The 25,768-nt window shown below is 73.0% G+C and carries 23 protein-coding genes and 1 pseudogene; 18 read left to right on the top strand and 6 right to left on the bottom strand.

What is annotated here, in order from left to right; translation table 11 throughout:
• Positions 1-24 precede the first annotated feature (24 nt).
• Entirely contained in the window at positions 25-1,215 is a 1,191-nt protein-coding gene (locus ACLIN4_RS30125) for a zinc-dependent alcohol dehydrogenase (protein WP_411576437.1), read from the bottom strand.
• A gap of 210 nt (positions 1,216-1,425) precedes the next feature.
• Here ACLIN4_RS30125 and ACLIN4_RS30120 point away from each other — a divergent pair, with 210 nt between their 5' ends.
• Positions 1,426-2,412, top strand: coding sequence for a DUF3048 domain-containing protein (locus ACLIN4_RS30120; RefSeq protein WP_290013045.1), 987 nt, complete (start codon positions 1,426-1,428; stop codon positions 2,410-2,412).
• Between the two features lie 26 nt (positions 2,413-2,438).
• Here the strand turns inward: ACLIN4_RS30120 and ACLIN4_RS30115 are convergent, their stop codons facing one another.
• Positions 2,439-2,903 (bottom strand): MarR family winged helix-turn-helix transcriptional regulator, encoded by a 465-nt coding sequence (locus ACLIN4_RS30115; RefSeq protein WP_107476996.1) that lies wholly within the window; start codon positions 2,901-2,903, stop codon positions 2,439-2,441.
• A 246-nt stretch (positions 2,904-3,149) separates the two neighbouring features.
• Between ACLIN4_RS30115 and ACLIN4_RS30110 the strand changes: the two genes are divergently transcribed.
• The 7 genes from ACLIN4_RS30110 to pcaD are packed head-to-tail and all read left to right on the top strand — an operon-like array spanning position 3,150 to position 9,602.
• On the top strand, positions 3,150-3,905 hold the full coding sequence (locus tag ACLIN4_RS30110) for a CoA transferase subunit A (protein WP_107476995.1): 756 nt from the start codon (positions 3,150-3,152) through the stop codon (positions 3,903-3,905).
• Positions 3,905-4,549 (top strand): CoA transferase subunit B, encoded by a 645-nt coding sequence (locus tag ACLIN4_RS30105; protein WP_107476994.1) that lies wholly within the window; start codon positions 3,905-3,907, stop codon positions 4,547-4,549. The genes ACLIN4_RS30110 and ACLIN4_RS30105 overlap by 1 nt, the downstream gene beginning before the upstream one ends.
• Entirely contained in the window at positions 4,546-5,748 is a 1,203-nt protein-coding gene (locus ACLIN4_RS30100) for a thiolase family protein (RefSeq protein ID WP_289907631.1), read from the top strand. The genes ACLIN4_RS30105 and ACLIN4_RS30100 overlap by 4 nt, the downstream gene beginning before the upstream one ends.
• Before the next feature lie 18 nt (positions 5,749-5,766).
• Entirely contained in the window at positions 5,767-6,540 is a 774-nt protein-coding gene (gene pcaH / locus ACLIN4_RS30095) for a protocatechuate 3,4-dioxygenase subunit beta (protein ID WP_100049295.1), read from the top strand.
• Between the two features lie 4 nt (positions 6,541-6,544).
• Positions 6,545-7,150: a protocatechuate 3,4-dioxygenase subunit alpha gene (pcaG, locus tag ACLIN4_RS30090; RefSeq protein ID WP_382087824.1), complete on the top strand. Its 606-nt coding sequence runs from the start codon at positions 6,545-6,547 to the stop codon at positions 7,148-7,150.
• Positions 7,147-8,484, top strand: coding sequence for a 3-carboxy-cis,cis-muconate cycloisomerase (gene pcaB / locus ACLIN4_RS30085; RefSeq protein ID WP_107476991.1), 1,338 nt, complete (start codon positions 7,147-7,149; stop codon positions 8,482-8,484). The genes pcaG and pcaB overlap by 4 nt, the downstream gene beginning before the upstream one ends.
• Positions 8,481-9,602 (top strand): 3-oxoadipate enol-lactonase, encoded by a 1,122-nt coding sequence (gene pcaD / locus ACLIN4_RS30080; protein ID WP_289907633.1) that lies wholly within the window; start codon positions 8,481-8,483, stop codon positions 9,600-9,602. Before pcaB ends, pcaD begins: the two co-directional genes overlap by 4 nt.
• Positions 9,603-9,604: 2 nt before the next feature.
• Here the strand turns inward: pcaD and ACLIN4_RS30075 are convergent, their stop codons facing one another.
• A complete protein-coding gene (locus ACLIN4_RS30075; RefSeq protein WP_411576436.1) occupies positions 9,605-12,283 on the bottom strand; it encodes an ATP-binding protein in 2,679 nt (892 codons plus the stop codon).
• Between the two features lie 275 nt (positions 12,284-12,558).
• Between ACLIN4_RS30075 and ACLIN4_RS30070 the strand changes: the two genes are divergently transcribed.
• Positions 12,559-13,593 (top strand): DUF2510 domain-containing protein, encoded by a 1,035-nt coding sequence (locus tag ACLIN4_RS30070; RefSeq protein WP_107476988.1) that lies wholly within the window; start codon positions 12,559-12,561, stop codon positions 13,591-13,593.
• 206 nt (positions 13,594-13,799) lie between these two features.
• On the opposite strand, the gene ACLIN4_RS30065 is transcribed toward ACLIN4_RS30070, so the two are convergent.
• Positions 13,800-14,414: a TetR/AcrR family transcriptional regulator gene (locus ACLIN4_RS30065; RefSeq protein ID WP_269957209.1), complete on the bottom strand. Its 615-nt coding sequence runs from the start codon at positions 14,412-14,414 to the stop codon at positions 13,800-13,802.
• A gap of 211 nt (positions 14,415-14,625) precedes the next feature.
• On the opposite strand from ACLIN4_RS30065, the gene ACLIN4_RS30060 reads away from it, so the two are divergent.
• Both ACLIN4_RS30060 and ACLIN4_RS30055 read left to right on the top strand, forming a co-directional pair.
• The gene (locus ACLIN4_RS30060; protein WP_107476986.1) at positions 14,626-15,429 is read left to right on the top strand and encodes a phosphatase PAP2 family protein; all 804 of its coding nucleotides are present in this window, start codon (positions 14,626-14,628) and stop codon (positions 15,427-15,429) included.
• Complete coding sequence (locus ACLIN4_RS30055) at positions 15,426-16,415, top strand: hypothetical protein (protein ID WP_290013038.1); 990 nt, start codon at positions 15,426-15,428, stop codon at positions 16,413-16,415. The genes ACLIN4_RS30060 and ACLIN4_RS30055 overlap by 4 nt, the downstream gene beginning before the upstream one ends.
• Positions 16,416-16,446: 31 nt before the next feature.
• Here ACLIN4_RS30055 and ACLIN4_RS30050 read toward each other — a convergent pair whose 3' ends face one another.
• Positions 16,447-18,501 (bottom strand): phosphocholine-specific phospholipase C, encoded by a 2,055-nt coding sequence (locus ACLIN4_RS30050; protein ID WP_411576435.1) that lies wholly within the window; start codon positions 18,499-18,501, stop codon positions 16,447-16,449.
• Between the two features lie 172 nt (positions 18,502-18,673).
• Between ACLIN4_RS30050 and ACLIN4_RS30045 the strand changes: the two are divergent.
• From ACLIN4_RS30045 to ACLIN4_RS30030, 4 genes and pseudogenes are all read left to right on the top strand, one after another.
• Positions 18,674-19,949 (top strand): annotated as a pseudogene (locus ACLIN4_RS30045) (MFS transporter).
• A 96-nt stretch (positions 19,950-20,045) separates the two neighbouring features.
• Positions 20,046-21,119: an aromatic ring-hydroxylating dioxygenase subunit alpha gene (locus tag ACLIN4_RS30040; protein WP_107476984.1), complete on the top strand. Its 1,074-nt coding sequence runs from the start codon at positions 20,046-20,048 to the stop codon at positions 21,117-21,119.
• Positions 21,116-21,289, top strand: coding sequence for a hypothetical protein (locus ACLIN4_RS30035; RefSeq protein WP_411576434.1), 174 nt, complete (start codon positions 21,116-21,118; stop codon positions 21,287-21,289). The genes ACLIN4_RS30040 and ACLIN4_RS30035 overlap by 4 nt, the downstream gene beginning before the upstream one ends.
• A complete protein-coding gene (locus ACLIN4_RS30030) occupies positions 21,286-22,224 on the top strand; it encodes a PDR/VanB family oxidoreductase (protein ID WP_411576433.1) in 939 nt (312 codons plus the stop codon). The genes ACLIN4_RS30035 and ACLIN4_RS30030 overlap by 4 nt, the downstream gene beginning before the upstream one ends.
• On the opposite strand, the gene ACLIN4_RS30025 is transcribed toward ACLIN4_RS30030, so the two are convergent.
• A complete protein-coding gene (locus tag ACLIN4_RS30025; protein WP_289907555.1) occupies positions 22,175-23,005 on the bottom strand; it encodes an IclR family transcriptional regulator domain-containing protein in 831 nt (276 codons plus the stop codon). The genes ACLIN4_RS30030 and ACLIN4_RS30025 overlap by 50 nt on opposite strands.
• 235 nt (positions 23,006-23,240) lie before the next feature.
• Here ACLIN4_RS30025 and ACLIN4_RS30020 point away from each other — a divergent pair, with 235 nt between their 5' ends.
• Genes ACLIN4_RS30020 through ACLIN4_RS30010 form a run of 3 tightly spaced genes read left to right on the top strand, consistent with a single transcriptional unit; the run spans position 23,241 to position 25,758 of the window.
• Positions 23,241-24,212 carry an ABC transporter substrate-binding protein gene (locus ACLIN4_RS30020; protein WP_411576432.1) on the top strand — a complete coding sequence of 324 codons (972 nt, stop codon included), beginning with the start codon at positions 23,241-23,243 and terminating at the stop codon, positions 24,210-24,212.
• A complete protein-coding gene (locus ACLIN4_RS30015; RefSeq protein ID WP_307651796.1) occupies positions 24,209-24,982 on the top strand; it encodes an ABC transporter permease in 774 nt (257 codons plus the stop codon). The genes ACLIN4_RS30020 and ACLIN4_RS30015 overlap by 4 nt, the downstream gene beginning before the upstream one ends.
• Entirely contained in the window at positions 24,979-25,758 is a 780-nt protein-coding gene (locus tag ACLIN4_RS30010) for an ABC transporter permease (RefSeq protein ID WP_307651797.1), read from the top strand. Before ACLIN4_RS30015 ends, ACLIN4_RS30010 begins: the two co-directional genes overlap by 4 nt.
• Positions 25,759-25,768 lie beyond the last annotated feature (10 nt).

Genomic DNA, 25,768 nt, shown 5'->3' with positions numbered 1-25,768 from the left:
GGGGCTGCCGGCCCACCACGGCCCTCACGGCTTCATGAGCACCTTGACCGCGCCGTCCTGCTTCTTCTGGAACATCTCGTACGCGTGCGGCGCCTCGGTCAGCGGCACCCGGTGGGTGGCGAAGTCGTCGACGCCGAGCGGGTCCTCGTCCGTGAGGTACGGGATGATCTCGTCGCTCCAGCGGCGTACGTTGGCCTGGCCCATCCGCAGCTGGATCTGCTTGTCGAACAGGGTGAGCAGCGGCATCGGGTCGGCCATGCCGCCGTAGACGCCGGACAGCGAGATCGTGCCGCCGCGCCGCACCAGGTCGATGGCGGTGTAGAGGGCGGCGAGCCGGTCGATGCTGAACCGTTCCGCCAGCGGACCGCCGATGGCCCGGGGCATCACCGCGGCGGCCTGTTGCACCATCTTCGCGGCGGCGCTGCCGTGCGCCTCGGTGCCGACCGCGTCGATCACGGCGTCGGGTCCGCGGCCGTCGGTCTCGTCCTGGATCGCCGCGACGAGTTCCTTCTCCTTGTCGAAGGACCGCAGGTCGTACGTCTCCACGCCCCGCTCGCGGGCCCGCCGCAGCCGTTCCGGCACCAGATCGATGCCGAAGACCCGCCCGGCGCCCTTGGCCCGGGCGACCCGGCAGGCCATGTCGCCGATCGGGCCGAGGCCGAGCACGGCCACGGTGCCGCCCTGCGGGACGGCGGCGTACTCGACCGCCTGCCAGGCGGTGGGCAGGACGTCGGAGAGGTAGACGAAGCGGTCGTCGGCCGGGCCCTCGGGCACCTTGATCGGGCCGTACTGCGCCTGCGGCACGCGCAGGTACTCGGCCTGACCGCCGGGGACCGCGCCGTACAGGCGGGTGTAGCCGAAGAGCGGGGCACCCATGCCCTCCCCGGTGACCTGGGTGGTCTCGCACTGGGTCGGCAGTCCGGTGCCGCACATGTAGCAGTGCCCGCACGCGATCTGGAACGGCACGACGACCCGGTCGCCGGGCCTCAGTCCGGTCACCTCGGGGCCGACCTCCTCCACGATGCCCATGGGCTCGTGTCCGAGGATGTCGCCCGGCGTCATGAACGGCGTGAGCACCTCGTACAGGTGCAGGTCGGAGCCGCACAGTCCGGAGGACGTGACGCGGATGACGGCGTCCGTCGGTTCCTGGATCCTCGGGTCGGGCACCTCCTCCACCCGCACGTCCCGCTTGCCCTGCCACGTCACTGCCTTCATCGCCTCGCGCTCCCTCCGTCGCCCGTGCACGTCGGTCCTACGTGGCGGCCGGGTACCCGAGGGGCGCTCCACCGAACCGCCGCCGGTTTCGTCCGAACAGCGGATCATGTACCGCTCTCCGCGTGCCGTATCAGATTCGGTCAGGTATCGCACTAAAAGCTTCTAGAAGCGCACAATCAATGACAGAGGATGGGCGGGCGGGTGGTCGGAATGCGACGAAGGACGCGCAGGTGGCGCGGCGGCGCGCTGCTGACGGCGGCGGTTGCGGTCTCGCTGGCGGCGGGCTGCACGCCCGGGCCCGGGGCCCCGGAGGACGGTAGGGCACCGCACCCGGAGTCCTCTTCCAGCACGCGGTCCGGCCACCCGGCCTCGGTACTCGCCGTGAAGGTGGACAACGTGCGCGCGGCCCGTCCGCAGACCGGCCTGGACGCGGCGGACGTGGTCTACGTGGAGCCGGTGGAGGGCGGGCTGAGCCGCCTGATGGCGGTCTACGCGACCGAGCTGCCGAAGTCGGTCGGACCGGTGCGCAGCGCCCGCGAGTCGGACCTGGAACTGCTGCGCCAGTTCGACCGGCCGACGCTGGCGTTCTCCGGCGCGCAGGGCAAGCTGCTGCCCCTCATCGACAAGGCGCCCCTGCGTGCGGAGCCGCCGGGCGAGAAGTCCGACGCCTACGTCCGCGACGCGGACCGGCCCGCCCCGCACAATCTCTATGTGCGCCCCGGCGAGCTGCTGTCACGGCCTCCCGGCGCAGACGCCCTGACCACGGGCTACCACTACGGCGAGGCTCCCGAGGGCGGCCGGACCGTGTCGTCGCGCACGGTGCGCTATCCGTCGGCGTCCTTCGCCTTCACCTGGTCCGAGAGCCGTGACCGCTGGCTGGTCGGCATGGACGGCGACCCGGCCCGCACGGCCGAGGGCGGGCGCCTGGCCCCGGCGACGGTCGTCGTGCAGCACGTGGACGTGCGCGAGTCGGAGTTCCACGACTCCCGGGGCAACTACTCGCCCTACGTCGAGACGGTCGGCTCCGGGGAGGCGGAGGTGCTGCGGGACGGGCGCGTGTACGACGCGACCTGGAAGCGCGGCGCGGCGACGGACGGCACCGCCTTCACCGCGCGGAACGGCACGCCGCTGAACTTCGCGGAGGGCCAGGTGTGGGTGGTGTTCGTCGACTCGACGAACTCGGCGGACAAGCCCTGATCTGCGGTCCTGACCAGCGGACCCGATCAGCTCGGCGCGGTCGCGGGTTCCGCCGGGTTGCGGAGCCCTTCGGCGGCGTCCGCGACCCGGCGGATGAGGTCGAAGAAGACGGTCTGCTCGTCGGCGGAGAGCGGGGCGAGGAAGACCTGGTTCATGCGAGCCGTCCGCACGGCGAGCTTGCGGTGGACGCGCAGGCCCTCCTCGGTCGGACGCAACAGGAAACGGCGGCCGTCCTGCGGGTCGCGGACCTTGTCCAGCAGCCCCCGGCGGCCGAGCCGGCTGATCACCTCGGCGATGGTGGACCGGTCCAGGCCGACCCGCTCCCCGGCGGTGCGCTGGTCCACCCCCGGCTCGGCGACCAGGGCGTTGAGGACCGCGAACTGCGGTGACGTGATCTCCTCCGAGACCATCGTGTTCCACAGCAGGTAGTGCGCCTGCTGAAGCCGCCGGGCCAGATGCCCGGGATGGGTGGTCAGGTCGACCGCGGCCATGTGCACTCCTGGGGTCCACTTTGGTTAGTGCACTGACGATACATGGGTCCGGTGGCGGTTGTCCGACGCCTCGCCAGACGATCTACCTCGCACTTCTCCGGGTCTTGACGCCCCGGGCGTCCAGTGGCAGCGTGTGGGAAACCTCGCTGAAATACTCAGTGCCCTGATTAATTCGCGGTCGGTGCGGCCGACCACGACACGGACCGACACGGACCCGGGGCGCTCGGAAGAGATGGGGCTTCTCGGATGGACAAGGTGGTGGCCACCGCCGCTGAGGCAGTGGCCGATGTGCCGGACGGTGCGTCGCTGGCGGTGGGCGGTTTCGGACTGAGTGGCGTGCCGAACGTGCTGATCCAGGCGTTGTACGAGCGCGGGACGGGTGGGCTGTCCGTCGTCTCCAACAACTGCGGGGCGATGGAGTCGGGTCTGGCGGTGCTGCTGGCCGCGGGGCGGATCGCCCGCGTGACCGGTTCCTACATCGGGGCGAACAAGGAGTTCGCGCGGCAGTACCTCGGTGGTGAGCTCGAGGTAGAGATGATCCCGCAGGGCACGCTGGCCGAGCGGCTGCGGGCCGGCGGGGCCGGCATCCCCGCCTTCTACACACCGGCCGGTGTCGGCACGCAGGTCGCCGACGGCGGGCTGCCGTGGCGCTACGACGGCTCCGGCGGGGTCGCGCTGGCCTCACCGCCGAAGGAGGTCCGGGAGTTCGACGGCACCGAGTACGTGCTGGAGCGCGGAATCCGCACCGACTTCGCGCTGGTGCGCGCCTGGAAGGGCGACCGGCACGGGAACCTGGTGTTCAACAAGTCCTCGCGGAACTTCAACCCGCTCGCGGCGATGGCCGGACGGGTGACGGTCGCCGAGGTGGAGGAACTGGTCGAGCCCGGCGAGATCGACCCGGACGCGGTGCACCTGCCGGGGATCTTCGTGCAGCGGGTGGTCGCGCTGACGCCCGAGCAGGCGGCGGACAAGAAGATCGAGCGGCGGACGGTGAGTTCCTGATGGCCTGGACGCGTGAACAGATGGCCGCGCGGGCGGCCCGGGAACTGCGGGACGGTCAGTACGTCAACCTGGGCATCGGCCTGCCGACCCTGATCCCGAACTACCTCCCCGAGGGCGTCGAGGTCACCCTGGAGTCCGAGAACGGGATCCTGGGCACCGGCCGCTACCCCACCGAGGACGAGGTGGACCCCGACCTGATCAACGCGGGGAAGGAGACGGTGACGGTCCTGCCGGGCGCCTCGTTCTTCGACTCGGCGCTCTCCTTCGGGATGATCCGGGGCGGGCACATCGACGTCGCCGTACTGGGCGCGATGCAGGTCTCGGCCTGCGGTGACCTGGCGAACTGGGCGATCCCGGGGAAGATGATCACCGGGATCGGCGGGGCGATGGACCTCGTCCACGGCGCCCGCACCGTGATCGTGGTGATGACCCACACCGCCAAGGACGGCAGCCCGAAGATCCTCCAGGAGTGCGCCCTGCCGCTCACGGGCAAGGCGTGCGTGAACCGTGTCATCACCGACCTCGGTGTCCTCGACGTCACCGACGACGGCCTCCTCCTCGTGGAGTGCGCGCCGGGCGTGAGCGTCGACGAGATCACCGCGAAGACCGATGCCGAGCTGACCGTCGCGGAGGACCTGAAGTGAAGGACGTCTACGTAGTCGACGCGGTCCGCACCCCGTTCGGCAAGTACAACGGCTCCCTGGCGGGCGTGCGCCCGGACGACCTGGCCGCCCACGCCGTCCGCGCCCTCCTCGACCGCACGCCCTCCCTGGACCCCGCGCGCATCGAGGACGTGTACTTCGGCAACGCCAACGGCGCCGGCGAGGAGAACCGCAACGTCGCCCGCATGGCCGCCCTCCTGGCCGGCCTGCCCACCACCGTCCCCGGCGTCACCGTGAACCGGCTGTGCGCCTCCGGCCTCGAAGCGGTGATCCAGGCCGCCCGCGCCATCGCCCTCGGCGACGCGTCGATCGCGCTGGCGGGCGGCGTGGAGTCGATGACCCGGGCGCCGTACGTGCTGCCGAAGTCGGACCGGCCCTTCCCCGCCGGGCACACCGAGCTGTACTCCACCACCCTGGGCTGGCGCATGACCAACCCGCGGATGGACCCCCAGTGGACCATCCCCCTCGGGGAGTCGGCGGAACTCATCGCGGACAAGCACGAGATCTCCCGCGAGCAGCAGGACGAGTTCGCCCTCGCCTCCCACCACAAGGCCGCCCGCGCCCAGGCCGACGGCCTGCTGGACGTGGAACTCGCGCCCGTCCCGGTGCCGCAGCGCAAGGGCGACCCGGTGGACTTCGCCGCCGACGAGTGCGTACGCCCCACGGCCTCCCTCGAAGCGATGGCCAAGCTCAAGCCGTCGTTCCGCAAGACCGACGGCACCGTCACCGCCGGGAACGCCTCCCCGCTCAACGACGGCGCCGCCGCGCTCCTCCTCGTCGACGACGAGGGGCTGAGGGCCACCGGCCGCGAACCCCTCGCCCGGATCTCGGCCACCGGCGTCTCGGCGACCGACCCGCACTGGTTCGGGCTCGCCCCCGTCGAGGCCGTGAACCGCGCCCTCGCCAAGGCCGGCCGCACCTTCGCCGACCTGGACGTCCTGGAACTCAACGAGGCCTTCGCCGCCCAGGTGCTGGGCTGCGTCGCCGAGTGGCCCGAGTTCGACCCCGCGATCCTCAACCCCCAGGGCGGAGCCATCGCGCTGGGCCACCCCCTGGGCGCCTCCGGTGCCCGCCTCGCCGGCACCGTCGCCCACCAGCTCGCCCGCAAGGGAAGCGGAACCGGCATCGCCACCCTCTGCATCGGCGTCGGCCAGGGCCTCGCCCTGGTCCTCGACCGCTAGTCACCCACGGGAACCCTGATGACTCTCACCCAGCACGACATCGACGCGGAGATCGCGGCCGAGCACGCCGCGTACGAGAAGCGGGTGGCCGACGGCGGGCCCGTCGAGCACCACCCGCGCCGCGACTACGCCCCGTACCGCTCCTCGGTACTGCGCCACCCCAAGCAGCCGCCGATCGCCATCGACGTCACCAAGGACCCGGAGCTGGTCGAGCTGTCCTCCCCCGCCTTCGGGGAGCGGGACATCACCGAGATCGACAACGACCTGACCCGGCAGCACACCGGGGAGCCGGTCGGCGAGCGCATCACCGTCTCCGGCCGCCTCCTCGACCGCAACGGCAAGCCCGTGCGCGGACAGCTCGTGGAGATCTGGCAGGCCAACTCGGCCGGCCGCTACGCCCACCAGCGCGAGCAGCACGACGCCCCGCTCGACCCGAACTTCACCGGCGTCGGCCGCACGCTCTCCGACGACGACGGCTTCTACCGCTTCACCACCGTCCAGCCGGGCCCCTACCCGTGGCGCAACCACGTCAACGCCTGGCGCCCGGCGCACATCCACTTCTCGGTGTTCGGCTCGGCGTTCACGCAGCGGCTGGTGACCCAGATGTACTTCCCGAACGACCCGTTGTTCCCGTACGACCCGATCCTGCAGTCCGTGACGGACGACGCGGCGCGGCAGCGGCTGATCGCGACCTACGACCACAGCCTGTCCGTGCCCGAGTTCTCGCTCGGCTACCACTGGGACATCGTGCTCGACGGCCCGAACGCCACCTGGATCGAAGAAGGACGCTGACCCCATGACGAAGATCGACACCAGCAGCCCGGAGAACGTGCTGCCCACGCCGTCGCACACGGTCGGCCCGTTCTACGGGTACGCGCTGCCCTTCAGGGGCGGCGAGGACATCGCGCCCCTCGGGCACCCGGACACGATCACCGTGCACGGGTACGTGCTCGACGGCGAGGGCGGCCCGCTGCCGGACGCCCTCGTGGAGCTGTGGGGTCCGGGCCCGGACGGCGAGCTGCCGACGGCCGACGGCTCGATGCGCCGCGACCCGGCCTCCGGCGGCTTCCTCGGCCGCAACGGCGTGGAGTTCACCGGCTTCGGCCGCATCCAGACCGACGCGAACGGCCACTGGTACGCGCGGACGCTGCGGCCCGGGGCACGCGGGAAGAGCGCGCCGTACGTCAGCGTGTGCGTGTTCGCGCGCGGGCTGCTCGTGCACCTGTACACCCGGATCTACCTGCCGGGCGACCGGGCGGCGCTCGCCGCGGACCCGCTGCTGTCCCGGGTGGACGCGGAGCGCCGGGACACGCTGATCGCCGCGGACGAGGGCAACGGCACGTACCGTTTCGACATCCGCCTTCAGGGCGAAGGCGAGACGGTCTTCCTGGAGTTCAAGTGACATCAGCTCCCGAGGCCTCCGACGCGGGCCTGCTCGCCCCCGGGCGGGCGGGCTCCCCGGCCGCCGAGGCGACCGACGACCGCGCCGTCCTGCGGGCGCTGCTGGACGCGGAGGCGGCCCTCACCCGGGCACAGGCCGGGCTGGGACTCGCCCCGGCCCGGGCGGCGGACGCCGTGACCGAGGCCGCCGACCCGGCCCGCTTCGACGCGCGCTCCCTGGCCGAACGCGCCCGGGGCGGCGGGAACCCGGTCATCCCGCTGGTGGCCGACCTGACCGAGGCGGTCGGCGAGGAGTACGGGCCGTACGTCCACCGTGGCGCGACCAGCCAGGACATCATGGACTCGGCGCTGATGCTGGTCGCCGCCCGCACCCTGGACCTGCTGCTCGCCGATCTGGCCCGCACGGAACGGGCGTCGGCCCGGCTTGCCGCCGAGCACCGGGACACCGTGATGCCGGGCCGCACGCTCACCCAGCACGCCGTGCCGACGACCTTCGGGCTGAAGGCGGCCGGCTGGCGCACGCTGGTGCTGGACGCGCGGGACCGGATCGGCGCCGTACGCGACGCCCTGCCGGCCCAGCTCGGCGGTGCTGTGGGCACCCTGGCCGCGTTCGAGGCGTACGGCGCGGCGGACCCGACCGCGCTGCCGGCGGCGTACGCACGCGAACTCGGGCTGTGCGCGCCTGCGCTGCCCTGGCACACCCTGCGCACCCCGGTGGCCGACCTGGCCGGCTGCCTCGCCTTCGCCGCCGGGGCGCTCGGGAAGATCGCCGCGGACGTGCTGACGCTGTCCCGCACCGAGATCGGCGAGGTCGCCGAGGGCAGCGGCGGCGGTTCGTCGGCGATGCCGCACAAGGCCAACCCCGTACGGTCCACGCTGATCGCGGCGGCCGCCCGGCGTGCCCCGCAGCTCGCGGCCACGCTGTACGGCTCCCTGTCCGCCGAGGACGAGCGGCCGGCCGGCTCCTGGCACGCCGAGTGGGAGCCGCTGCGCGACCTGCTGCGGCTGACCGCCGGCGCGGCCCGTGACGCCGCCGAGCTGACCGAGGACCTCCGGGTGCGCCCGGACGTGATGCGCGCGCACCTCGGCCTGACGCACGGGCTGATCGTGTCCGAGCGGCTCTCGGCCGAACTGGCACCGGTGCTCGGGCGGGCCCGCGCCAAGGCCCTGCTCACCGAGCTGGCCGGGCGGACCTACGAGGAGGGCCGAAGCATGGGCGAACTGCTGGCCGAGGTACCGGAGTTGAAGGACCTGGACCTCGCTGCCCTGACCGACCCCACCTGTTACACCGGCTCCGCGGGAGCCCTGACCGATCGTGCTCTGGAGCGACGTTGACCCTCCTCAACCACCTGGCCGAAGGCCCCGCCTCCGCTCCCCCGCTGCTGCTCGGGCCCTCGCTGGGCACCTCGTACGCGCTGTGGGACAAGGTGGCGCCGGAACTGTCCATCGGGCACCGGGTGATCCGCTGGGACCTGCCCGGGCACGGGGGTTCGGCGGCGGAGCTGATCGGGCCGGGGGCCACCGTCGGTGACCTGGCGGACCTGGTGCTCGCGCTCGCCGACTCGCTCGGGGTGGAGCGGTTCGCGTACGCGGGCGTGTCGCTCGGCGGCGCGGTGGGGCTGCATCTGGCCGTGCACCATCCGCAGCGGGTGTCGTCGCTGGCCGTCCTGTGTTCGTCGGCGCACTTCAACGGTGCCAAGGCCTGGGAGGAGCGGGCCGCGACGGTGCGCGCGGAAGGGCTGGCGAAGCTCGCCGAGGGCGCGGACGGGCGGTGGTTCACGCCCGGCTTCACCGTGCCGCGGCTGGTCCAGGACCACCGGGACGCCGACCCGGGGGCGTACGCCGCCTGCTGCGACGCGCTGGCCGCCTTCGACCTGCGGGACCGGCTCGGCGAGATCGACGTGCCGACGCTGCTGATCGCGGGCCGCGAGGACCCGGCGACGCCGCCCGCGCATCTGCGGGAGATCGCCGACGCGGTGCCGGGCGCGACGCTGACCGAGCTGCCGGGCGCCTCGCACCTGGCGCCGGCGGAGCGGCCCGAGGCGGTGCTGACCGCGCTGCGGGCGCACTTCGACGGCGGCGCCCGGCGGGGCATGGCGGTGCGGCGCGAGGTGCTGGGCGATGCGCACGTGGACCGGGCGCAGGGGCGGCAGACCCCGTTCACGGCCCGCTTCCAGGACTTCATCTCCCGCTACGCCTGGGGTGAGATCTGGACGGACGAGACCCTCTCGCGCCGCGAACGCAGCATGATCACGCTGACCGCGCTGGTCGCGCACGGCCACTACGAGGAGCTGGCCATGCACGTACGGGCGGCGCGGCGCAACGGGCTGACGCCGGACGAGATCGGCGCGGTGCTGCTCCAGACCGCGGTGTACTGCGGCGTGCCGGCGGCGAATTCGGCGTTCGCGGCGGCCCAGCGGGTGCTGGCCGAGGAGGACGGCGCGACCGGCTGACCTCAGCCCACGTGCCCCGCCGCCAGTGCCTCGCGGGCCCGTGCCACCAGTCCGTCGGCACCGCACGAGTCCGCCAGGTCCAGGCCGCGGCGCAGTTCGGCCTCCGAGCGGGCGGCGATGCCGTACTCGACGCGGGCGGCGGCGTGCTCGTACTGGCAGGGCGATGCCTCCAGGTAGGCGACGGCCTGTGCGGCGAGCCGGACCGCGCGCTGGCCCGTCTCCAGTGCGGCGGCGCAGCGCAGGGCCTCCCCTATCGCGGTGTCCGTGCCGAAGCGTTCGGCGTGGCGGCGGGCGTCGGTGACGAGCCGGGCGGCGCGGCCGGGGTCCTCCGTGGCGAGGGCGCGGGCCAGCTCGGTCGCCCAGGGGTGCACCACCGGGTTGTGCCGGCCGCGTGCCGCTGCCGCCTTCTCGGCGGTCTCCAGCTCGTTGACGCCCTCTTCGGTGCGGCCGGTCGCGAGCAGCAGCCGGGCCCGCACGGGGCGCGGGTCGGGCAGCACGATGGTGGACGGGTAGGGCGGGTCGAACCCGTACCGGTCGGCGACGGACCGGGCCTCCTCCACGTGGCCGCGGGCGAGCAGCGTGTCGATCAGGTTGCAGACCGCGGACCAGTACAACGGCAGTCCGCGGCCGACCCGTTCGGCGATGCGCAGCGATTCGCGCAGGGACTTCTCGGCCTCCCGGCGCCGTCCTCGCCTGCGGTGGCCGAGGCCGACGTAGGTGTGGGCGAGGGCGAGGTGGCCGCCGCTCCAGCCGGCGGTCTCGTACGTGTTCAGCGCCTCGGTGAACAGCGCCTCCGCGCGGTCGAGCCGGTCGGTGTAGGCGTAGGAGGTCGCCAGCATCATCGGCAGTTCGAGGCCCCACTCGGTGTCGGTCCAGCCGAGCCCGGGGGCGAGGCGGCCGTTGACGAGGGCCCGGTCGCACAGCTCGACGACCTCTTCGGCGTTCTCGCCGCGGGTCATGGCGTCGAAGCCGCGCAGGATGAGCAGGGCGCGCTCCGCGTTGTCGCGGCCGGTGCAGGTGGCGGCGAGTTCGGCGAGGCGTTCGGACCGTCCGGGTGAGGAGGTCTCGCCGGGGTGGATGCCCTCCCACATGTACTGGACGGCCTGGAGCCGCAGCCGGACGGACGGGTCCGGGTTGCGGGCGGCCTCCGCCTGGACGGTGCGGACGGCCTCCTCCAGCTGGTTGTTGTGGAGCAGTGCCTCGGAGAGCCGGAAGACCGCGTTGACGCGCTGCTCCCCGTCCAGGCCGGGCAGGGCGAGGGCGGTGCGCAGGTGGCCGATGGTCGTGGCGGGCGCGGTGAGCAGGGTGGCGCAGCCCAGTTCGTACAGCACCCGGGCGTGGATGTCGGGCAGGGGCGGTTCCTTCAGGGCCCGTTCGAGGCAGCGGCGGGCCGCCTCGGGGGCGCCGACGGCGAGGTGTTCGCGGGCGGCGTCGCGCAGTTGGGCGACGACTTCCGGGTCGTCGTCGGGGTGCACCTGGAGGAGGTGGCGGGAGGCGGCCGCCGCTCCGAGGCCGGAGTCGGTGACCAGCTGGGCCGCTATGCCGTGCATCGCCGTGCGCAGCGCGTCGGGGATGGAGTTGTAGACGGCGGTGGCGATCAGGGGGTGGACGAACTCCAGGTCGTCCGCGTCCGGTTGCCCCGACGCGGGGTCGGGCGCGGTGAGGATGCGGGCGCCTCGCAGCAGTTCGGCGCAGCGGGCGGCGTCGGCGCGGTCGAGGGTGGCGAGCCGCGCCACCATGTCCACGGTGATGCCGTCGCCGAGGACGGCGGCGGCCCAGGCGAACCGGGTGGAGTCGACGCCGAGTTGCTCCAGGCGGGCCACGAGGCCGCCGCCCCGGGCGGAGCGGTTCAGCTCGCGCAGTTCGGCGGCCTCCGCCTCGACCGGTTGGAGTTCGCTGTCCTGGACCTTGGCGAGGAGTTCGACGGTCTCGTAGGGGTTGCCGCCGGTGACGGCCCACACCTCACGGCAGAACGCGGCGTCCGCGTGGTCGCCCAGGGTGGCCCGGGTGAGGCCGGCGGTGGCGTCGGGGCTGAGGACGTTCATCGGGAGGAGGGGCCGGCCCGCGGCGGCGGCCGCGTCCAGGAGGCGGGCGCTGTCGCCGCTGACGTCGCCGGGGCGGCGGGCGACGACGACCAGGGCGGAGGTCTCGTCGAGCCGTTCGGCGAGCGCGGCGAGCCAGCGCAGGGTCTCCTGGTCGGCCCAGTGGGCGTCGTCGATCAGCAGGACCAGGGGCCATTCCCGGCGGGCGAGCCGGCGCACGGCGGCGACCAGGCCGTCGCACACGCCCTGCGGGTCGGCCTGCCGCTCGCCCGGGTCCGCTATGCCGAGGGCGGGGCCGGCGATGCCGTACCAGTCGCCGAGGTACTCGCGCGCCTCCTCGGGGAGCATGGAGACCAGCGCGGGCTGGAGCAGTTGCCGTACGACGTTGAAGGGGACGGACCTGAGGGTCTCGCCGCCGCGCGCGGACCAGACGGTGCAGCCCCGCGCCTCGGCGATGCGGCGGGTCTCGGCGAGCAGCGCGGTCTTGCCCAGTCCGGCCTCGCCCCGTGCCACCAGGAGGGTGCCGGGCGAGGAGCGGTCCGCGCACAGGGTGTCGACGGCCCGCGTGATGGTGGCGATCTCCTCGTCGCGCTCCCAGAGGGAGGCCGAGGCGGCGGCCGTCCGCCCTACCTCCGTCATCCCGCTACCTCCCCATGTCGCCCGAATGACGTACAGAGCCCGAGCCTATCCGTCCGGGAGGCCGAGTGGTGGGCGGTCCGGACAGCAGTTGCCGTGATGGGTGACATGCGGTAAAGCGCGGGCGACGCACCGGGTCCGTCATCAGGCGCGGTGCCCGCCGGCGGCGTCAACTCGTCGCGGTGGCACCGCCGGCCGGGGGGGGCGGTCGTCCCGCCGGTTCTCCTTGCGGCCGGGCCTCTCATCCCGCTTTCACCGACGCCTCATACGGTGGCCCCATGACGCAGGCGACTCCTCCCGGGTGGTACCCGGACCCCGGACAGAAGCAGGACGGTCCCGCCACCGAGCGCTGGTGGGACGGCAAGGCGTGGACGGACCAGGTCCGTCCCGCGGGGCCGGCAGCCGCGGCGGGGCCGCCGCCCGAACAGCCTCCCGCGCAGCCGGCGGCGCCCGCGACCGCGGCCGGGCCGTACTCTGTGCCGCCCGGTTATCCCGTGCACCCGGGCTATCCCGGGTTCCCCGTCCAGCCGCCGTCCGCGCGGCGGCGACGGCTGCGGACCGGCATAGCCGTCGCGGCGGCCGTGGCCGTGCTGGCCGGGATCGGGGTCGGCGTGTACGTGCTGACCGACGACGGTTCGGGCGGCGGCAGCGCGTCGTCGCAGCAGGACCGGCGCGGCCCCGGTGGCCAGAACGATCCCTTCGGCGGCGAAGGCGGCGGGGGCGGGGACGGCGAGTCGCCCGCGCCCGACTCCCCGGGCGCCTCGGAGCCGCCCACGATCGACAGCGGCACGGTGACGGACCCGGTCAACGACATCAGCCTGCCCATCCCGGACGGCTGGTCCGGCCAGCAGCTCTCGGTCGGTGCGCAGGTGACCTCCGACGACAGCTACCAGTGCCCCGGCGACCCCGCCGAGACCTGCACCAAGGGCGGCGCGTACTCGGCACCCCAGGAGGTGCTGGGCACGAAGGGCGGTACCGCGGAGGAGGTCGCGAAGGCCGACATCGAGGTGAACGCCAAGGAGTCCTACGGCGACGCCTACGGCGGGATCACCTCGCACGAGGAGCTGGCGTCGAAGGCGGTCACGGTCGCCGGGCAGAAGGGCTACCTGGTCCGCTGGAAGGCGGTCACCAAGGAGGGCTCGGACGGCTACGTCGAGTCGCTCGCCTTCCCGGCGCCCGGCCATCCCGAGCGCATCGTCCTGGTCCGCTTCGGCGTCGACGTCGAGGAGGGCCTGTCGGTGATCGACGAGATCACCGAGGGCATCGAGGTGGACTCCTCGGGCGGCGGGGGCGGAAGCGGCCAGGACGTCTGACCGGCGCTCAGCAACCGGCGGTCGGCCTCCGGAACGCCCCGCGAGGTCCGGCCCCCTCCCGGGGCCCGGCCGGAGAACGGTCGGCCGGGCGGGGCCCCCTCCGCTCAAAGGGGCCCCGCCCGGCCGGGGGTGCGCGCCGCCCCCGTCCCCACGGTGCGGCGCGGGCAGGCCACCGTCCAGTCATCCCGTGGACGGCGGCCTGAGTCTCAGGGGAGGCCGAGCGCCGGCAGCACGACGGCCTCCACGAACCGGACGAGGTACTCCCCGTCGGCCTGCTCGCCCTCGACGACGGGCCGCATCCGCAGCATGCCGAAGAGCTGCGTCGGCACGTACTCCAGCGCCGGACAGCCGGCCGGGACCTCTCCCCGGGCGACGCCGCGCTCGAGGATCCCGCGGAGCGCGGCGATCTCCGGCTCGACGAGTGCCTCGCGCAGCGCGCACTTGAGTTCCGGGTCCTCCATGACCGCGTGGCCGAGCGCCTGGAGCAGCCCCGTGTCCTTGCCCGCTCCCTCCCCCGCGGCCCGGGCCGCCTGGCGCAGGTCCTCGGCGAGGGAGCCCGTGTCGATGTCGGCGAAGCGCACCCGGCGGTGGGAGCGCAGCGCCGCGGCCACGAACTGGGGCTTGGTCTTCCACTGCCGGTAGAGCGTGGACTTGCTGCACCGGGTGCTGGCGGCGATGCCCTCCATGGTGACGGCGTCGTAGCCGCAGGACCGGATCTGTTCGAGCACGGCGTCGAAGAACTCCTGCTCACGCTCGGGCGTGATCTTGGAGCGGCGCGAGGCGCCGGCCGTGTCCGGTCGGTCCGCGTCCTGCGACGTCATCGGCTCTGCTCCTCACCAGGTCCAGCGGCTCTACGGCGGGGTTCGAGGACCCCGTAGTCCAGTGTGTCGTAAGTCTATCGATACGCCAGTGTACCGGTACATCACCGTATCGGTACACTGGCGTATCGGAACGGGGTCGTATCGATGAGAACCGTCACACGGCCCCGCACCTGTGAACCACACGCACCGCCGTCAGTGAAGGGGCCGGGGGATGAATGCCCGCACCGAGCCTGCAGAAGCGGGACCGGGCGCACCCGCGCGCCCGCCGCTCGTCCGTGAGCTCCTGCTCGTCGCAGGGCTCTTCCTCGTCTACAAATTCGGCCGGCAGCTGGCGACCGGACACACCGCCGAGGCCTTCCGCAACGCCCACCGCGTGTGGGACTGGGAGCGCGCGCTCCGGCTGCCCGACGAGGGCAGCGTGCAGTCGCTGCTCCTGCACGGCGACACCCTGATACACACGGCGAACACCTACTACGCCGTCGTCCACTTCCCGGCCACCGCGGCCTTCCTCGTCTGGCTGTACCTGCGCCGGCCGGCGCACTACGTCTGGGCCCGGCGGGTACTGGCCGCCCTGACCGGCGCGGCGCTGGTGCTGCACCTGGTCTTCCCGCTGGCGCCGCCGCGCATGCTGGGGGCCGTCGGCCTGATCGACACGGCGCGGATCTTCGGCCCCTCGGTCTACGGCCCGCCGCGCACCGACGAGTTGTCGAACCAGTTCGCGGCGATGCCCTCGCTGCACTTCGGCTGGGCCCTGATGGTGGCGGTCGGCCTGGTCGTCGCGACGCGGTCGCGATGGCGGTGGCTGTGGCTGCTGCATCCGCTGCTGACGCTGCTGGTGATCGTGGGCACCGCCAACCACTACTGGCTCGACGTGATCGTGGCGACCGCCCTGCTCGGCCTCGCCCTGGCCGTGCTCCGCCCGCCGCACCCGCCGCGGCGCCCCGTGCCCCGCCGCCACCCGGAGCTTCGGCGCCGGACGGCCGAGCGGCGCGAGCTGGTGGGGGCGGGCCGATGAACGCCGCGCTCCTCGCCGTCCTGCTGTCCCTGGTCTCCGCGTGCGCGTACGCCGCCGCGGCGGTCGCCCAGGAGCGGCTGGCCGCCCGCCATTCCGGGTCGGGCGCGCTGCGGCTGCTGGGCTCCGGCGCCTGGTGGTGGTCGGTGGCGCTCAACGCCTCGGCCGCGCTGCTGCACGTCGTGGCCCTCAAGTACGGGCCGCTGACCGTGGTCCAGCCGCTCGGTGCACTCACTCTGGTCGCGGCGGTGCCCCTGGGGGCGCGGCTGGCGGGCCGGCGGGTCAGTGCGGTCGAGTGGCGGGGCACCGGGCTGACGCTGCTCGGTCTCGGCGCGCTGCTGCTCACCGCGTCGGGACCGGCGCCCGACGACGTGCTGAGCACGCCGGAGGCGCTGGCGGTGTCCGGCGCGACGGCGGCGCTGATCGCACTGCTGTCCCGGCCCGGCGCCCGGCCGGGACTGCGGCACGCGACGGCGTCCGGCATCGCCTCGGGTGTCGCCTCGGCGCTCACCCAGACGGTGACGGTGGCCGCCACGGACCGCTCGGGCCCGCTGCTCAGCGCCCAGGTGATCGGGGTGGCGGTGCTGGTGGCCGCGTTCGCGGCGGGCGGTCTGCTGCTGTCGCAGACGGCGTACCGGGGCGGTCTGGGTGCCCCGCTGGCGGTGGTGACCCTGGCCAACCCGGTGGCCGCCGCGGTGATCGGGCTCTCCCTGCTCGGTGAGCGGCTGCGGGGCGGCGCGGGCGGAGTGCTGCTCGCGCTCGCCGGCGCGGCGCTGGCCGCCTGGGGCGTGGTCCAGCTGAGCCGGGCGACGCCGCCCCGGATCGACGACGCGGGTCCGGTGGCGGCCGGGGCGTCGCTCGACCCCCGGTGGAGCGGGTCGCCATCGGCAGGACGGCCATCGGTGGGACCGCTGCCGACGGGACCGGAATTGGTCGGGCCGGCCCCGGTGCCCCGGCAGCCCGTGCCGGGGCACCTCACGCGGCTGTAGGCCGTCGCCGGTCACACGACCGCGAGCGACGTCAGTCGGTGACGATCGCCGGGTCGCTCACCCCCGGCCGCCCGTTCTCCACGTGTCCGGCCAGGCGCCGCAGGAAGGCCGGGTCGGACTCGGACGTCACCGTCACGTCGTACCAGCGCCGGCTCCGCGCGAGGCCGACGGTGTGGTGCACGGTGGCGCCGGGTCGCACGGTGACGGTCCGGCTCCGGCCGCCGTAGGCGTCGGCCACGCGGAGACGGGCGGTGCCGCTCCCGGCGTTGGTGAACGTGAGCCGGAGGTCGTCGCCGGTGTGCCGGGCGGTGACCTCGGCTCCGGTGGCCCTGCCGGCGCCCCGGAAGGCGCGCAGGAAGCCGTTGGGGCCGTGCACGGTCAGGTCGTAGGAGCCGCCCGAGTACACCGAGTTCCAGGTGTCCGCGATGGTCTTGCCGGCCTCGGTGGTGTACGTCCAGGGGCCGTCGGTGCGGTTGCCGGAGGTGACCAGGAAGGCGGCACCCGCCCGCGGGCCGGAGGCGAAGGTCAGCGTGAACTTCCCGGCCGCCGCGTCCACGGCCCCGTCCACGTACGGGACGTACCTCAGGGGACGGGCGGGGCGCAGGCCGCGTTCCTGGCGGGGCATGTCCGGGTCGGCGGGGGGCGTGGGGCGGTAGTCGGGGTGGCGTTCGCGGTCCGGCGGCTCGTAGGCGTCCGTGTCCGGCAGGCGGGCGGGGCGGCTGTCCTTGCGGGAGAAGTCGAAGGCGCTGGTCAGGTCGCCGCAGACGGTGCGCCGCCAGGGCGAGATGTTCGGTTCGCGCACACCGAAGCGGCGCTCCATGAATCGGATGACCGAGGTGTGGTCGAAGGTCTCGGAGCAGACGAAGCCGCCCTTGCTCCAGGGCGAGACGACCAGCATGGGCACGCGCGGGCCGAGCCCGTAGAAGCCCTCCCGGTGCTTCGCGCCGCCCTCGTAGACGTCCAGCGAGACGTCCACGGTGGACCGGCCCTGCGCTGCCGACTTCGGCGGCAGCGGCGGCACCAGGTGGTCGAAGAAGCCGTCGTTCTCGTCGTAGGTGATGAACAGGGCGGTCTTCGCCCAGACCGCGGGGTTGGAGGTGAGCGCGTCCAGGACCTGGGAGATGTACCAGGCGCCGTAGTTGGACGGCCAGTTGGAGTGCTCGGAGAACGCCTCGGGGGCGGCTATCCAGGAGATCTTCGGCAGCCGGTCCGCCTTGACGTCGGCGCGCAGCCGGTCGAAGTACCCGTCGCCGTTCTTCACGTCGGTGCCGGTGCGGGCCTTGTCGTACCAGGGGTCGCCGGGCTTCGCGTTCCGGTACTTGTTGAAGTACAGCAGGGAGTTGTCGCCGTAGTTGCCGCGGTAGGCGTCGTCGATCCAGCCCCAGGAACCGGCCGCGTCGAGGCCGTCGCCGATGTCCTGGTAGATCTTCCAGGAGATCCCGGCTTCCTCCAGCCGCTCGGGGTACGTCGTCCAGTCGTAGCCGAGTTCGTCGTTGCCGAGGACCGGGCCGCCGCCCTCTCCGTCGTTGCCCGTGTGTCCCGACCACAGGTAGTAGCGGTTGGGGTCGGTGGAGCCGATGAAGGAGCAGTGGTAGGCGTCGCAGACGGTGAAGGTGTCGGCGAGCGCGTAGTGGAAGGGGATGTCCTCGCGGGTCAGGTACGCCATGGTGGTGGTGCCCTTGGCGGGCAGCCAGCGGTCGTACTTGCCGTTGTGGTAGGCGTCCTGGCCGTCGGACCAGCCGTGCGGCAGCCCTTCCAGGAACTGCATGCCGAGGTCGTCGGCCTCCGGGTGGAAGGGCAGCACCTCCGTGCCGTCGCCCTTGGCCTGGTGCCACACCGACTTGCCGCTGTCCAGCCGCACCGGGTGCGGGTCGCCGAAGCCCCGGACGCCGCGCAGCTTGCCGAAGTAGTGGTCGAAGGACCGGTTCTCCTGCATCAGGACGACGATGTGCTCGACGTCCTCGATCGTCCCCGAGCGGTGGTTGGCGGGGAGCGCGGCGGCGCGCTCGATGCTCGCGGACAGTGCGCTGAACGCCGCCGTCGCGCCCGCGACTTGGAGGAATCTGCGCCGGTTGACATCGGGCATGGGGTGAAGGACCTCTCGCCTTGGTGGGGGTTCAACCGGCCGGACGGTGCCGGGTGATGACGTAATGCGCGCGAAAGGAGTGTTCCAGGAGCTCCAAACGTCAGGGAAGGGTCCGGTGGCGCCCGTGTGAAACTCCTCGGTACGTGAGGTGTGACGGGTCCGCCGCCCGGGGATGGTCGCGATCATGACAGGCATGCACGTGGATTCCCCGCCCACCCGACGGCCCGTACGCCAGCTCCTCGCCGCCTCGGTGGGCAACGCCGTGGAGTGGTACGACTGGTACGCGTACACCTTCCTGGCCACCTACATCGCCGACCAGGTGTTCCCGAAGAGCGCGGACAACTCGCTGGTGCCGCTGCTGTCGACGTTCGCCGTGTTCGCGGTGGGGTTCTTCATGCGGCCCGTCGGCGGACTGCTGATGGGGGCGATCGCCGACCGGCGCGGACGGCGCGCCGCCCTGACGGTCACCATCCTGCTGATGGGCGGCAGCAGCCTGCTGGTCGGCCTGACCCCGACCTACGCGGCGGCCGGCGTGCTGGCCCCGGTGATCCTGGTCGCCGCCCGGCTGCTCCAGGGCCTTTCGGTGGGCGGCGAGTTCGCGGCCTCGACGACCTTCCTGGTGGAGTCCGCGGGGCCCGGCCGGCGCGGGCTGTTCTCCAGCTTCCAGTACGTCTCCACGACGGCCGGGCAGCTGGTCGCGTCGGGCGTGGCGACGGTGCTGGTGGACACGCTGAGCGAGGACCGGATGAACGGCTGGGGCTGGCGCCGTGCTCAGCCTGGTCGGCTTCTGGATCCGGCAGGGCGCCGAGGAGACCCGCAGCGCCGAGCAGCGGCGGGCGCCGCGTCCGGGCCTGTTCGAGGCGCTGCGGCGCCATCCGCGCGAGTCGCTGCTGATCTGCGGCATCACGGCGGGCGGCACCATCGCCTACTACACCTGGACGTCGTACCTGCCGACGTACGCGGAGCTCAACACCGGGCTGGACAAGTCGGACGCGCTGCTCGTGGGCACCATCTCGCTGGCCTTCTTCGCGCTGCTCCAGCCGCTCGGCGGGATGCTGTCGGACCGGTTCGGCCGCCGGCCGCTGCTGCTGTTCTTCGGGGTGGGCTTCGCCCTGCTCAGCGTGCCGCTGCTGCACGCCCTGCGTGACTCGTTCGCCGTCCTGCTGCTCGTGCAGTGCGCCGGCATGATCCTGCTCACCGGCTTCACCTCGATCAGCGCGGCCGTCAACGCCGAGATCTTCCCGCCCCGGGTCCGGGCGGCGGGCATCGGCTTCCCCTACTCCCTCACCGTCGCCCTGTTCGGCGGCACGGCGCCGTACGTGGGCACCCTGTTCAAGGACCTGGGCCACTCCGGGCTTTTCCCCTGGTACGTCGCCGTGCTGTGCCTGCTGTCCTCGCTGGTGTACCTGCGGCTGCCGGAGACGGCGCACAAGGAGCTGGCGCGCTGACGGGCGTCGTCCCTTCCGTGGGACGGAAGCGGCGTTGCCGCCCCGCGAGGCGCTGTCCGACGATGCCGGCATCCACGACGGACGGGAGCCGCAACGATGCCGCACATGACCGCCTTCGCAAGGAACCAGTGGTACGTCGCCGCCTACAGCCACGAGGTAGGGCGGGACCTGCTCGGCCGGACGATCCTCGGAGAGCCGCTCGTCCTCTACCGCACCGAAGAGGGCGGCACCCCGGTCGTCCTGCACGACCGCTGCGTGCACCGCCGCTATCCGCTGTCCGAGCCGCCGACGCGCCTCGACGGTGACCGGATCGTGTGCGGCTACCACGGGTTCACCTACGACACGACCGGCACCTGCGTGTACGTGCCGGGGCAGAAGCGCGTCCCGCGCACGGCGCGCGTCGCCTCCTACCCGGTCCTCGAGCAGGACTCCCTGGTGTGGGTGTGGATCGGCGACCCGGCCCTGGCCGACCCCGGAGCCGTGCCGCGCGCCCGGCACCTGGACTCCCCCGGCTGGGTCACGGTCCGCGGCATGGAGCCGATCGACGCCGACTACGGCCTGCTGGTCGACAACCTCCTGGACCTCTCCCACGAGACCTATCTGCACGGCGGTTACATCGGCACGCCCGAGGTCGCCGAGACGCCGATCACCACCGAGGTCGACGAGGGCGCGGGGATCGTCCGGGTCAGCCGGCACATGGACGACGCCGAGTGCCCGCCGTTCTACGCCAAGTCCACCGGCGTGGAAGGCCGCATCGACCGCTGGCAGGACATCGAGTACCACGCGCCCTGTCTGTACCTGCTGCACAGCAGGGTCGCCCCGACCGGTGTGCTGCCCGCGGCCGACGGCAGCGATCCGGACGGCTTCCACACCGAGATCACCTACGCCATCACGCCGTCCGGCGACGGCAAGGTGTACGACTTCTGGGCGGTCTCCCGGGACTGGGCGACGGACGACGCCGAAGTCACCGAGTTCCTGCGGAAGAACAACCACACGGTGGTCATGCAGGACGTCGACGCGCTCAACCTGCTCCAGCGCACGCTCGGCACCGAACGCACCGGCTACCAGGAGCTGAGCATCAACATCGACACCGGCGGGCTGGCCGCCCGCCGCATCCTCGCCCGGCTGGTCGAGGAGGGCGACACGCCCGTCGAGCGGGCGGCCCGGTGAGCGCGCCCGCCGGCGAGGTCTACCGCATCGACTGGCTCCCGGGCACCGACCTGCTGCACGGCATCTGCCACTGCGGCGCCCGGCACACCGCCGAGGACCCGGTCGCCATGTGGGACTGGATGCTCGCCCATCCGCAAGGACACCACCACCCCCGGGAAAGCGGCTCATGACCCCGTACGAGACCGAACTCGTCGTCGGCCGCCGGGAGAGGGCCGCCGACGGCGTACTCGTCCTCTCCCTGCGCCATCCGCTGGGCGAACCACTGCCCCTCTGGGAGGCCGGCGCCCACATCGACGTCGCGCTGGGCCCGGACCTGGAACGGCAGTACTCGCTGTGCGGCGACCCCGCCGACCGGGAGACGTGGCGGATCGCCGTGCTGCGCGAGGCGGAGGGACGGGGCGGATCCGCGTACGTGCACGAGGAGTTGCGGACCGGGGACAAGGTCCGGGTGCGGGGTCCGCGCAATCACTTCCGGCTGGAGCGGGCCGCCCGCTACCACTTCGTCGCGGGCGGCATCGGCATCACCCCGATCCTGCCGATGCTGGCCGCCGCCGACCGTGCGGGGGCCGAGTGGACGCTGCTCTACGGCGGCCGGACCCGCGCCACGATGGCGTTCACCGGGGAACTGGAGCGCCACGGCGACCGGGTCACCCTCGCTCCCGAGGACGAGACCGGGCTGCTGGACCTGGCGTCCGTGCTCGACGACGTGCCCGAGGACACCCTGGTCTACTGCTGCGGGCCCGCAGCGCTGCTGGACGCGGTCGAGTCGCGCTGCCCGCCCGGGCGCCTGCGCGTGGAGCGGTTCAGCCCGAAACAGGCGGAACCGGACGTCTCCGACGGGGAGTTCGACGTCGTACTCGCCCGCAGCGGGCGCACGATCACCGTCCCGCCCGGCGTCTCGGTCCTGGACGCCGTCCGCACCGCCGGCGTCGAGGTGCTCTACTCGTGCACCGAGGGCACCTGCGGCACCTGCGAGACCGACGTCGTCGAGGGCGAGCCCGACCACCGGGACTCGGTGCTCACCGACGAGGAGCGGGCCGCCGGGGAGACGATGCTCATCTGCGTGTCGCGCTGCCGTGGCCGGCGGCTGGTGCTGGACCTGTGATTCCCGCGCCGGTGATCCGGAGGTCGGCGTCGATCCGGGCGACCGTCGCCAGCAGGTGCGGCAGCAGGTCCCGGCGCACGGACTCCACCGAGTTGCGGCCGGCGTGCACCGCGATGTTCACGCCGGCCACCACCGCGCCGTCCCGGTCCCGCACCGGCGCGGCGACCGACCTGAGGCCGTCCTCCAGTTCCTGGTCGACGAGGGCGTAGCCCTGCCGGCGCACCCGGCGCAGTTCCGCGCGCAGGGCGTCCGCCGAGGCGAGGGTGCGCGCGGTGTGCGGGCGCAGGTCGGCCCGGGCGAGCCGGGTCTCGATCTCGGCGTCCGGCAGGTCGGCGAGGATCACCCGGCCCACGGAGGTGAGGTGCGCCGGGAAGCGGGTGCCGACCGTGATCGACGCGGTCATGATCCGGCTGGTCGGCACCCGCGCGACGTACACCACGTCGTCACCGTCCAGGACGCACAGCGAGGACGACTCCCGTACCTGGGCGACCAGTTGCTCCAGGTACGGCTCGGCGATCTGCGGCAGCGTGAAGCCGGCCAGGTAGGAGTAGCCGAGCTCCAGCACGCGCGGGGTGAGCCGGAAGAGCCGGCCGTCGGTGTGGACGTAACCGAGGTCGGCCAGGGTGAGCAGGAAGCGGCGGGCCGCCGCGCGGGTCAGCTCGGCGGCACGGGCGACCTCGCTCAGGGTCAGCGCCGGATGGTCGGCGTCGAAGGCCCGGATGACGGCGAGGCCCCGTTCGAAGGACCTCACGAAGTGCGGTGCGCGGGCTGCATCGGGCATCTGGCCTCCGGCGAAAGCCTCACGGCAGGACGTACGGCACGGACGGCCGTACGCAGTGCGCACGCTACGAGTGCCCGACTCGCACTGTCAACGACGCTCGTCGCCCTTCCCAACGGCCCATGTCTGCAAGGGCATTGACCGCGCCACGACGCGAGCCCTACGTTCCCGCTGAGCACGTTCGTGCTGTCTGCGCACAGCCTGTCGGAGTACCTGGTCCGGTCCCACAGGGGGAGTCATGCGTCGTCTGTTCGTCGGCCTCACGGCCGTGTCCGTCCTGGCCGCCGCGACGGCGTGCGGCTCGTCCGACTCGGGAGGGCCGGACGACTCCGGGTCGTCCGGCGGCGGCACCACCACGGTGAAGGTGGGCCTCATCCCCATCGTCGACGTGGCGCCCCTGTACCTGGGTCAGAAGAAGGGCTTCTTCGAGGAACGCGGGCTGAAGCTGGAGTTCTCCAGCGCGCAGGGCGGGGCGGCGATCGTGCCCGGCGTGGTGAGCGGCCAGTTCCAGTTCGGGTTCTCCAACATGACCTCCCTCATGATCGCCCGGTCCAACGACGTACCGGTGAAGGCGGTGGCCAACGGCATCGCCTCGACCGGCGTGGCGGGCAAGGACTTCGAGGCGCTCACCGTCAAGGGCGACAGTCCGATCAAGTCGCCGAAGGAGCTGGAGGGCAAGAAGGTCGCGATCAACACGCTCAAGAACATCAACGAGACCGCGGTGCGGGCCTCGGTGCGCAAGGCGGGCGGCGACCCGGACGCCGTGGAGCTGGTCGAGCTGGCCTTCGACCAGATGCCGGCGGCGCTCGACGCCGGGCGGGTCGACGCGGCGATGGTGGTGGAACCGGCGCTGGCCACCGTCAAGAGCCAGGGCGGCCGGGAGATCGCCAGCCCCATGATCGACATCGCGCCGAAGCTCACGGTCGCCATGTACTTCACCTCCACCCGGTACGCGCAGGAGAACCCGGAGACGGTGAAGAAGTTCCAGGAGGCCACCGCCGAGTCCCTGGCGTACGCCGACGCCCACCCCGACGAGGTCCGCGAGATCGTCACCACGTACACGAAGATTCCGGCGGACGTGCTGGCGAAGGTGACGCTGCCGAAGTGGCCGGCCGAGCCGGACCGCGCCGGGATCGAGGAGCTGGCGAAGCTCGGCCGGGAGGACGGCCTGTTCGAGAAGGCGCCGGACCTGGACGAGCTGCTGCCGTGAGGGGTGCGAACGCCGCACTCGGGGCGGCCGGTCTCGCGGCCTTCCTCGCCCTGGGCGAGGCGGTGCCGCGGCTCGGTCTGGTCGAGGAGGACTACTTCCCGCCGACCAGCCGCATCGCCGACGCGCTCGGCACGGAGATCGCGGACGGCGCCTTCTGGACCGCGCTCGGCGACACCCTCACCGGGTGGGCGCTGGGCCTGGCGATCGCGGTCGGCGCGGGGATCGTCATCGGGGTGGTCCTCTCCGTGGTGCCGTACCTGCGCGAGGCGACGGCGTCCACGATCGAGTTCCTGCGCCCGATCCCGTCGGTGGCGCTGATCCCGCTGGCGGTCCTGCTGTACGGCACCGAGCTGAGGTCGGTGCTGCTCCTGGTCGTGTACGCCTCCTTCTGGCAGGTGCTGATCCAGGTCCTCTACGGCGTCCAGGACGTCGACCCGGTAGCCGAGGAGACGGCGCGGTCCTACGGTCTCGGCCCCTGGGCGCGGGTCCGGCACGTGCTGTGGCCGACCGCGCTGCCGTACGTCATGACCGGCGTGCGCCTCGCGGCGGCCGTCGCGCTGATCCTCGCCATCACCGCCGAACTGGTCATCGGCGCGCCCGGACTCGGCGCCCGGATCGCCGTGGCGCAGACCTCGCAGGCGGTGCCCGAGATGTACGCGCTGATCGTGGTCGCCGGCCTGCTGGGGCTGCTGATCAACGTCGGCGCCCGGTCGGTGGAGCGACGGGCGCTGGCCTGGCACCAGTCGGTGCGCGGGGAGGTGGCGGTGTGAGGCGGGTGCTGCTGCGGCTGGTCTTCGTGTTCGCGCTGCCGGCCGTGCTGGTGACCGTGTGGTGGGTGGCCTCGGCGGGCAGCGAGGACGTGTACTGGCCGCCGCTCGCCACCGTCCTGGAGACCTTCCCGGACGTGTGGACGGGCGAGCGGTGGCGCGGTGACGTACTGCCCAGCGTGCTGCGGCTCGCGGCCGGCTACGCGCTGGCGGCGGTCGTGGGCGTCGCGCTGGGCACGCTGGTCGGCTCCTACCCGCGGGTGCGGGCGGTGTGCGAGCCGGTGCTGGAGTTCCTGCGGGCGGTGCCGCCGCCGGTGCTGGTGCCGGTGATCATGCTCTTCGCGGGCATCGGCGACACCATGAAGATCGTCGTCATCGCCGCCGGCTGTGTGTGGCCTGTACTGCTCAACACCGTGGAGGGGGTCCGGGCGGTCGACGCGGTGACGGCCGAGACGGCCCGCTCCTACGGGGTCACGGGCGTGGCGTGGCTGCGGCACGTGGTGCTGCTCTCGGCCGGCCCGCAGATCTTCGCCGGTCTGCGCCAGGCGCTGTCGATCGGCATCATCCTGATGGTGATCAGCGAGATGTTCGCCGCCAGCAACGGGCTCGGCTTCACCATCGTGCAGTTCCAGCGTTCCTTCGCGATCCCCGGCATGTGGACCGGCATCCTGCTGCTCGGTCTGCTCGGCTTCGTGCTGTCGGTCCTCTTCCGGCTGGTCGAGCGGCGCGCGCTCGGCTGGTACCACGGTCTGCGCGCCGCCGCCCGGCGGCCCGGGTGAAGCTCCTGAA

Source organism: Streptomyces mutabilis (genome assembly GCF_046628145.1).
GTDB classification, from domain to species: Bacteria; Actinomycetota; Actinomycetes; order Streptomycetales; family Streptomycetaceae; genus Streptomyces; species Streptomyces mutabilis.
This window is presented reverse-complemented; position numbering and strand designations above follow the sequence as displayed.

Excerpts from the sequence above, each read along its gene's own strand:
- ACLIN4_RS30050 (WP_411576435.1), bottom strand. The coding sequence starts at position 18,501 with ATGCCCGATGTCAACCGGCGCAGATTCCTCCAAGTCGCGGGCGCGACG.
- ACLIN4_RS30105 (WP_107476994.1), top strand. The coding sequence starts at position 3,905 with ATGGCCTGGACGCGTGAACAGATGGCCGCGCGGGCGGCCCGGGAACTG.
- pcaH (WP_100049295.1), top strand. The coding sequence starts at position 5,767 with ATGACTCTCACCCAGCACGACATCGACGCGGAGATCGCGGCCGAGCAC.
- ACLIN4_RS30075 (WP_411576436.1), bottom strand. The coding sequence starts at position 12,283 with ATGACGGAGGTAGGGCGGACGGCCGCCGCCTCGGCCTCCCTCTGGGAG.
- pcaG (WP_382087824.1), top strand. The coding sequence starts at position 6,545 with ATGACGAAGATCGACACCAGCAGCCCGGAGAACGTGCTGCCCACGCCG.
- ACLIN4_RS30040 (WP_107476984.1), top strand. The coding sequence starts at position 20,046 with ATGCCGCACATGACCGCCTTCGCAAGGAACCAGTGGTACGTCGCCGCC.
- ACLIN4_RS30030 (WP_411576433.1), top strand. The coding sequence starts at position 21,286 with ATGACCCCGTACGAGACCGAACTCGTCGTCGGCCGCCGGGAGAGGGCC.
- ACLIN4_RS30025 (WP_289907555.1), bottom strand. The coding sequence starts at position 23,005 with ATGCCCGATGCAGCCCGCGCACCGCACTTCGTGAGGTCCTTCGAACGG.
- ACLIN4_RS30065 (WP_269957209.1), bottom strand. The coding sequence starts at position 14,414 with ATGACGTCGCAGGACGCGGACCGACCGGACACGGCCGGCGCCTCGCGC.
- ACLIN4_RS30060 (WP_107476986.1), top strand. The coding sequence starts at position 14,626 with ATGAATGCCCGCACCGAGCCTGCAGAAGCGGGACCGGGCGCACCCGCG.
- ACLIN4_RS30070 (WP_107476988.1), top strand. The coding sequence starts at position 12,559 with ATGACGCAGGCGACTCCTCCCGGGTGGTACCCGGACCCCGGACAGAAG.
- ACLIN4_RS30115 (WP_107476996.1), bottom strand. The coding sequence starts at position 2,903 with ATGGCCGCGGTCGACCTGACCACCCATCCCGGGCATCTGGCCCGGCGG.
- ACLIN4_RS30110 (WP_107476995.1), top strand. The coding sequence starts at position 3,150 with ATGGACAAGGTGGTGGCCACCGCCGCTGAGGCAGTGGCCGATGTGCCG.
- ACLIN4_RS30055 (WP_290013038.1), top strand. The coding sequence starts at position 15,426 with ATGAACGCCGCGCTCCTCGCCGTCCTGCTGTCCCTGGTCTCCGCGTGC.
- ACLIN4_RS30120 (WP_290013045.1), top strand. The coding sequence starts at position 1,426 with ATGCGACGAAGGACGCGCAGGTGGCGCGGCGGCGCGCTGCTGACGGCG.
- ACLIN4_RS30020 (WP_411576432.1), top strand. The coding sequence starts at position 23,241 with ATGCGTCGTCTGTTCGTCGGCCTCACGGCCGTGTCCGTCCTGGCCGCC.
- ACLIN4_RS30125 (WP_411576437.1), bottom strand. The coding sequence starts at position 1,215 with ATGAAGGCAGTGACGTGGCAGGGCAAGCGGGACGTGCGGGTGGAGGAG.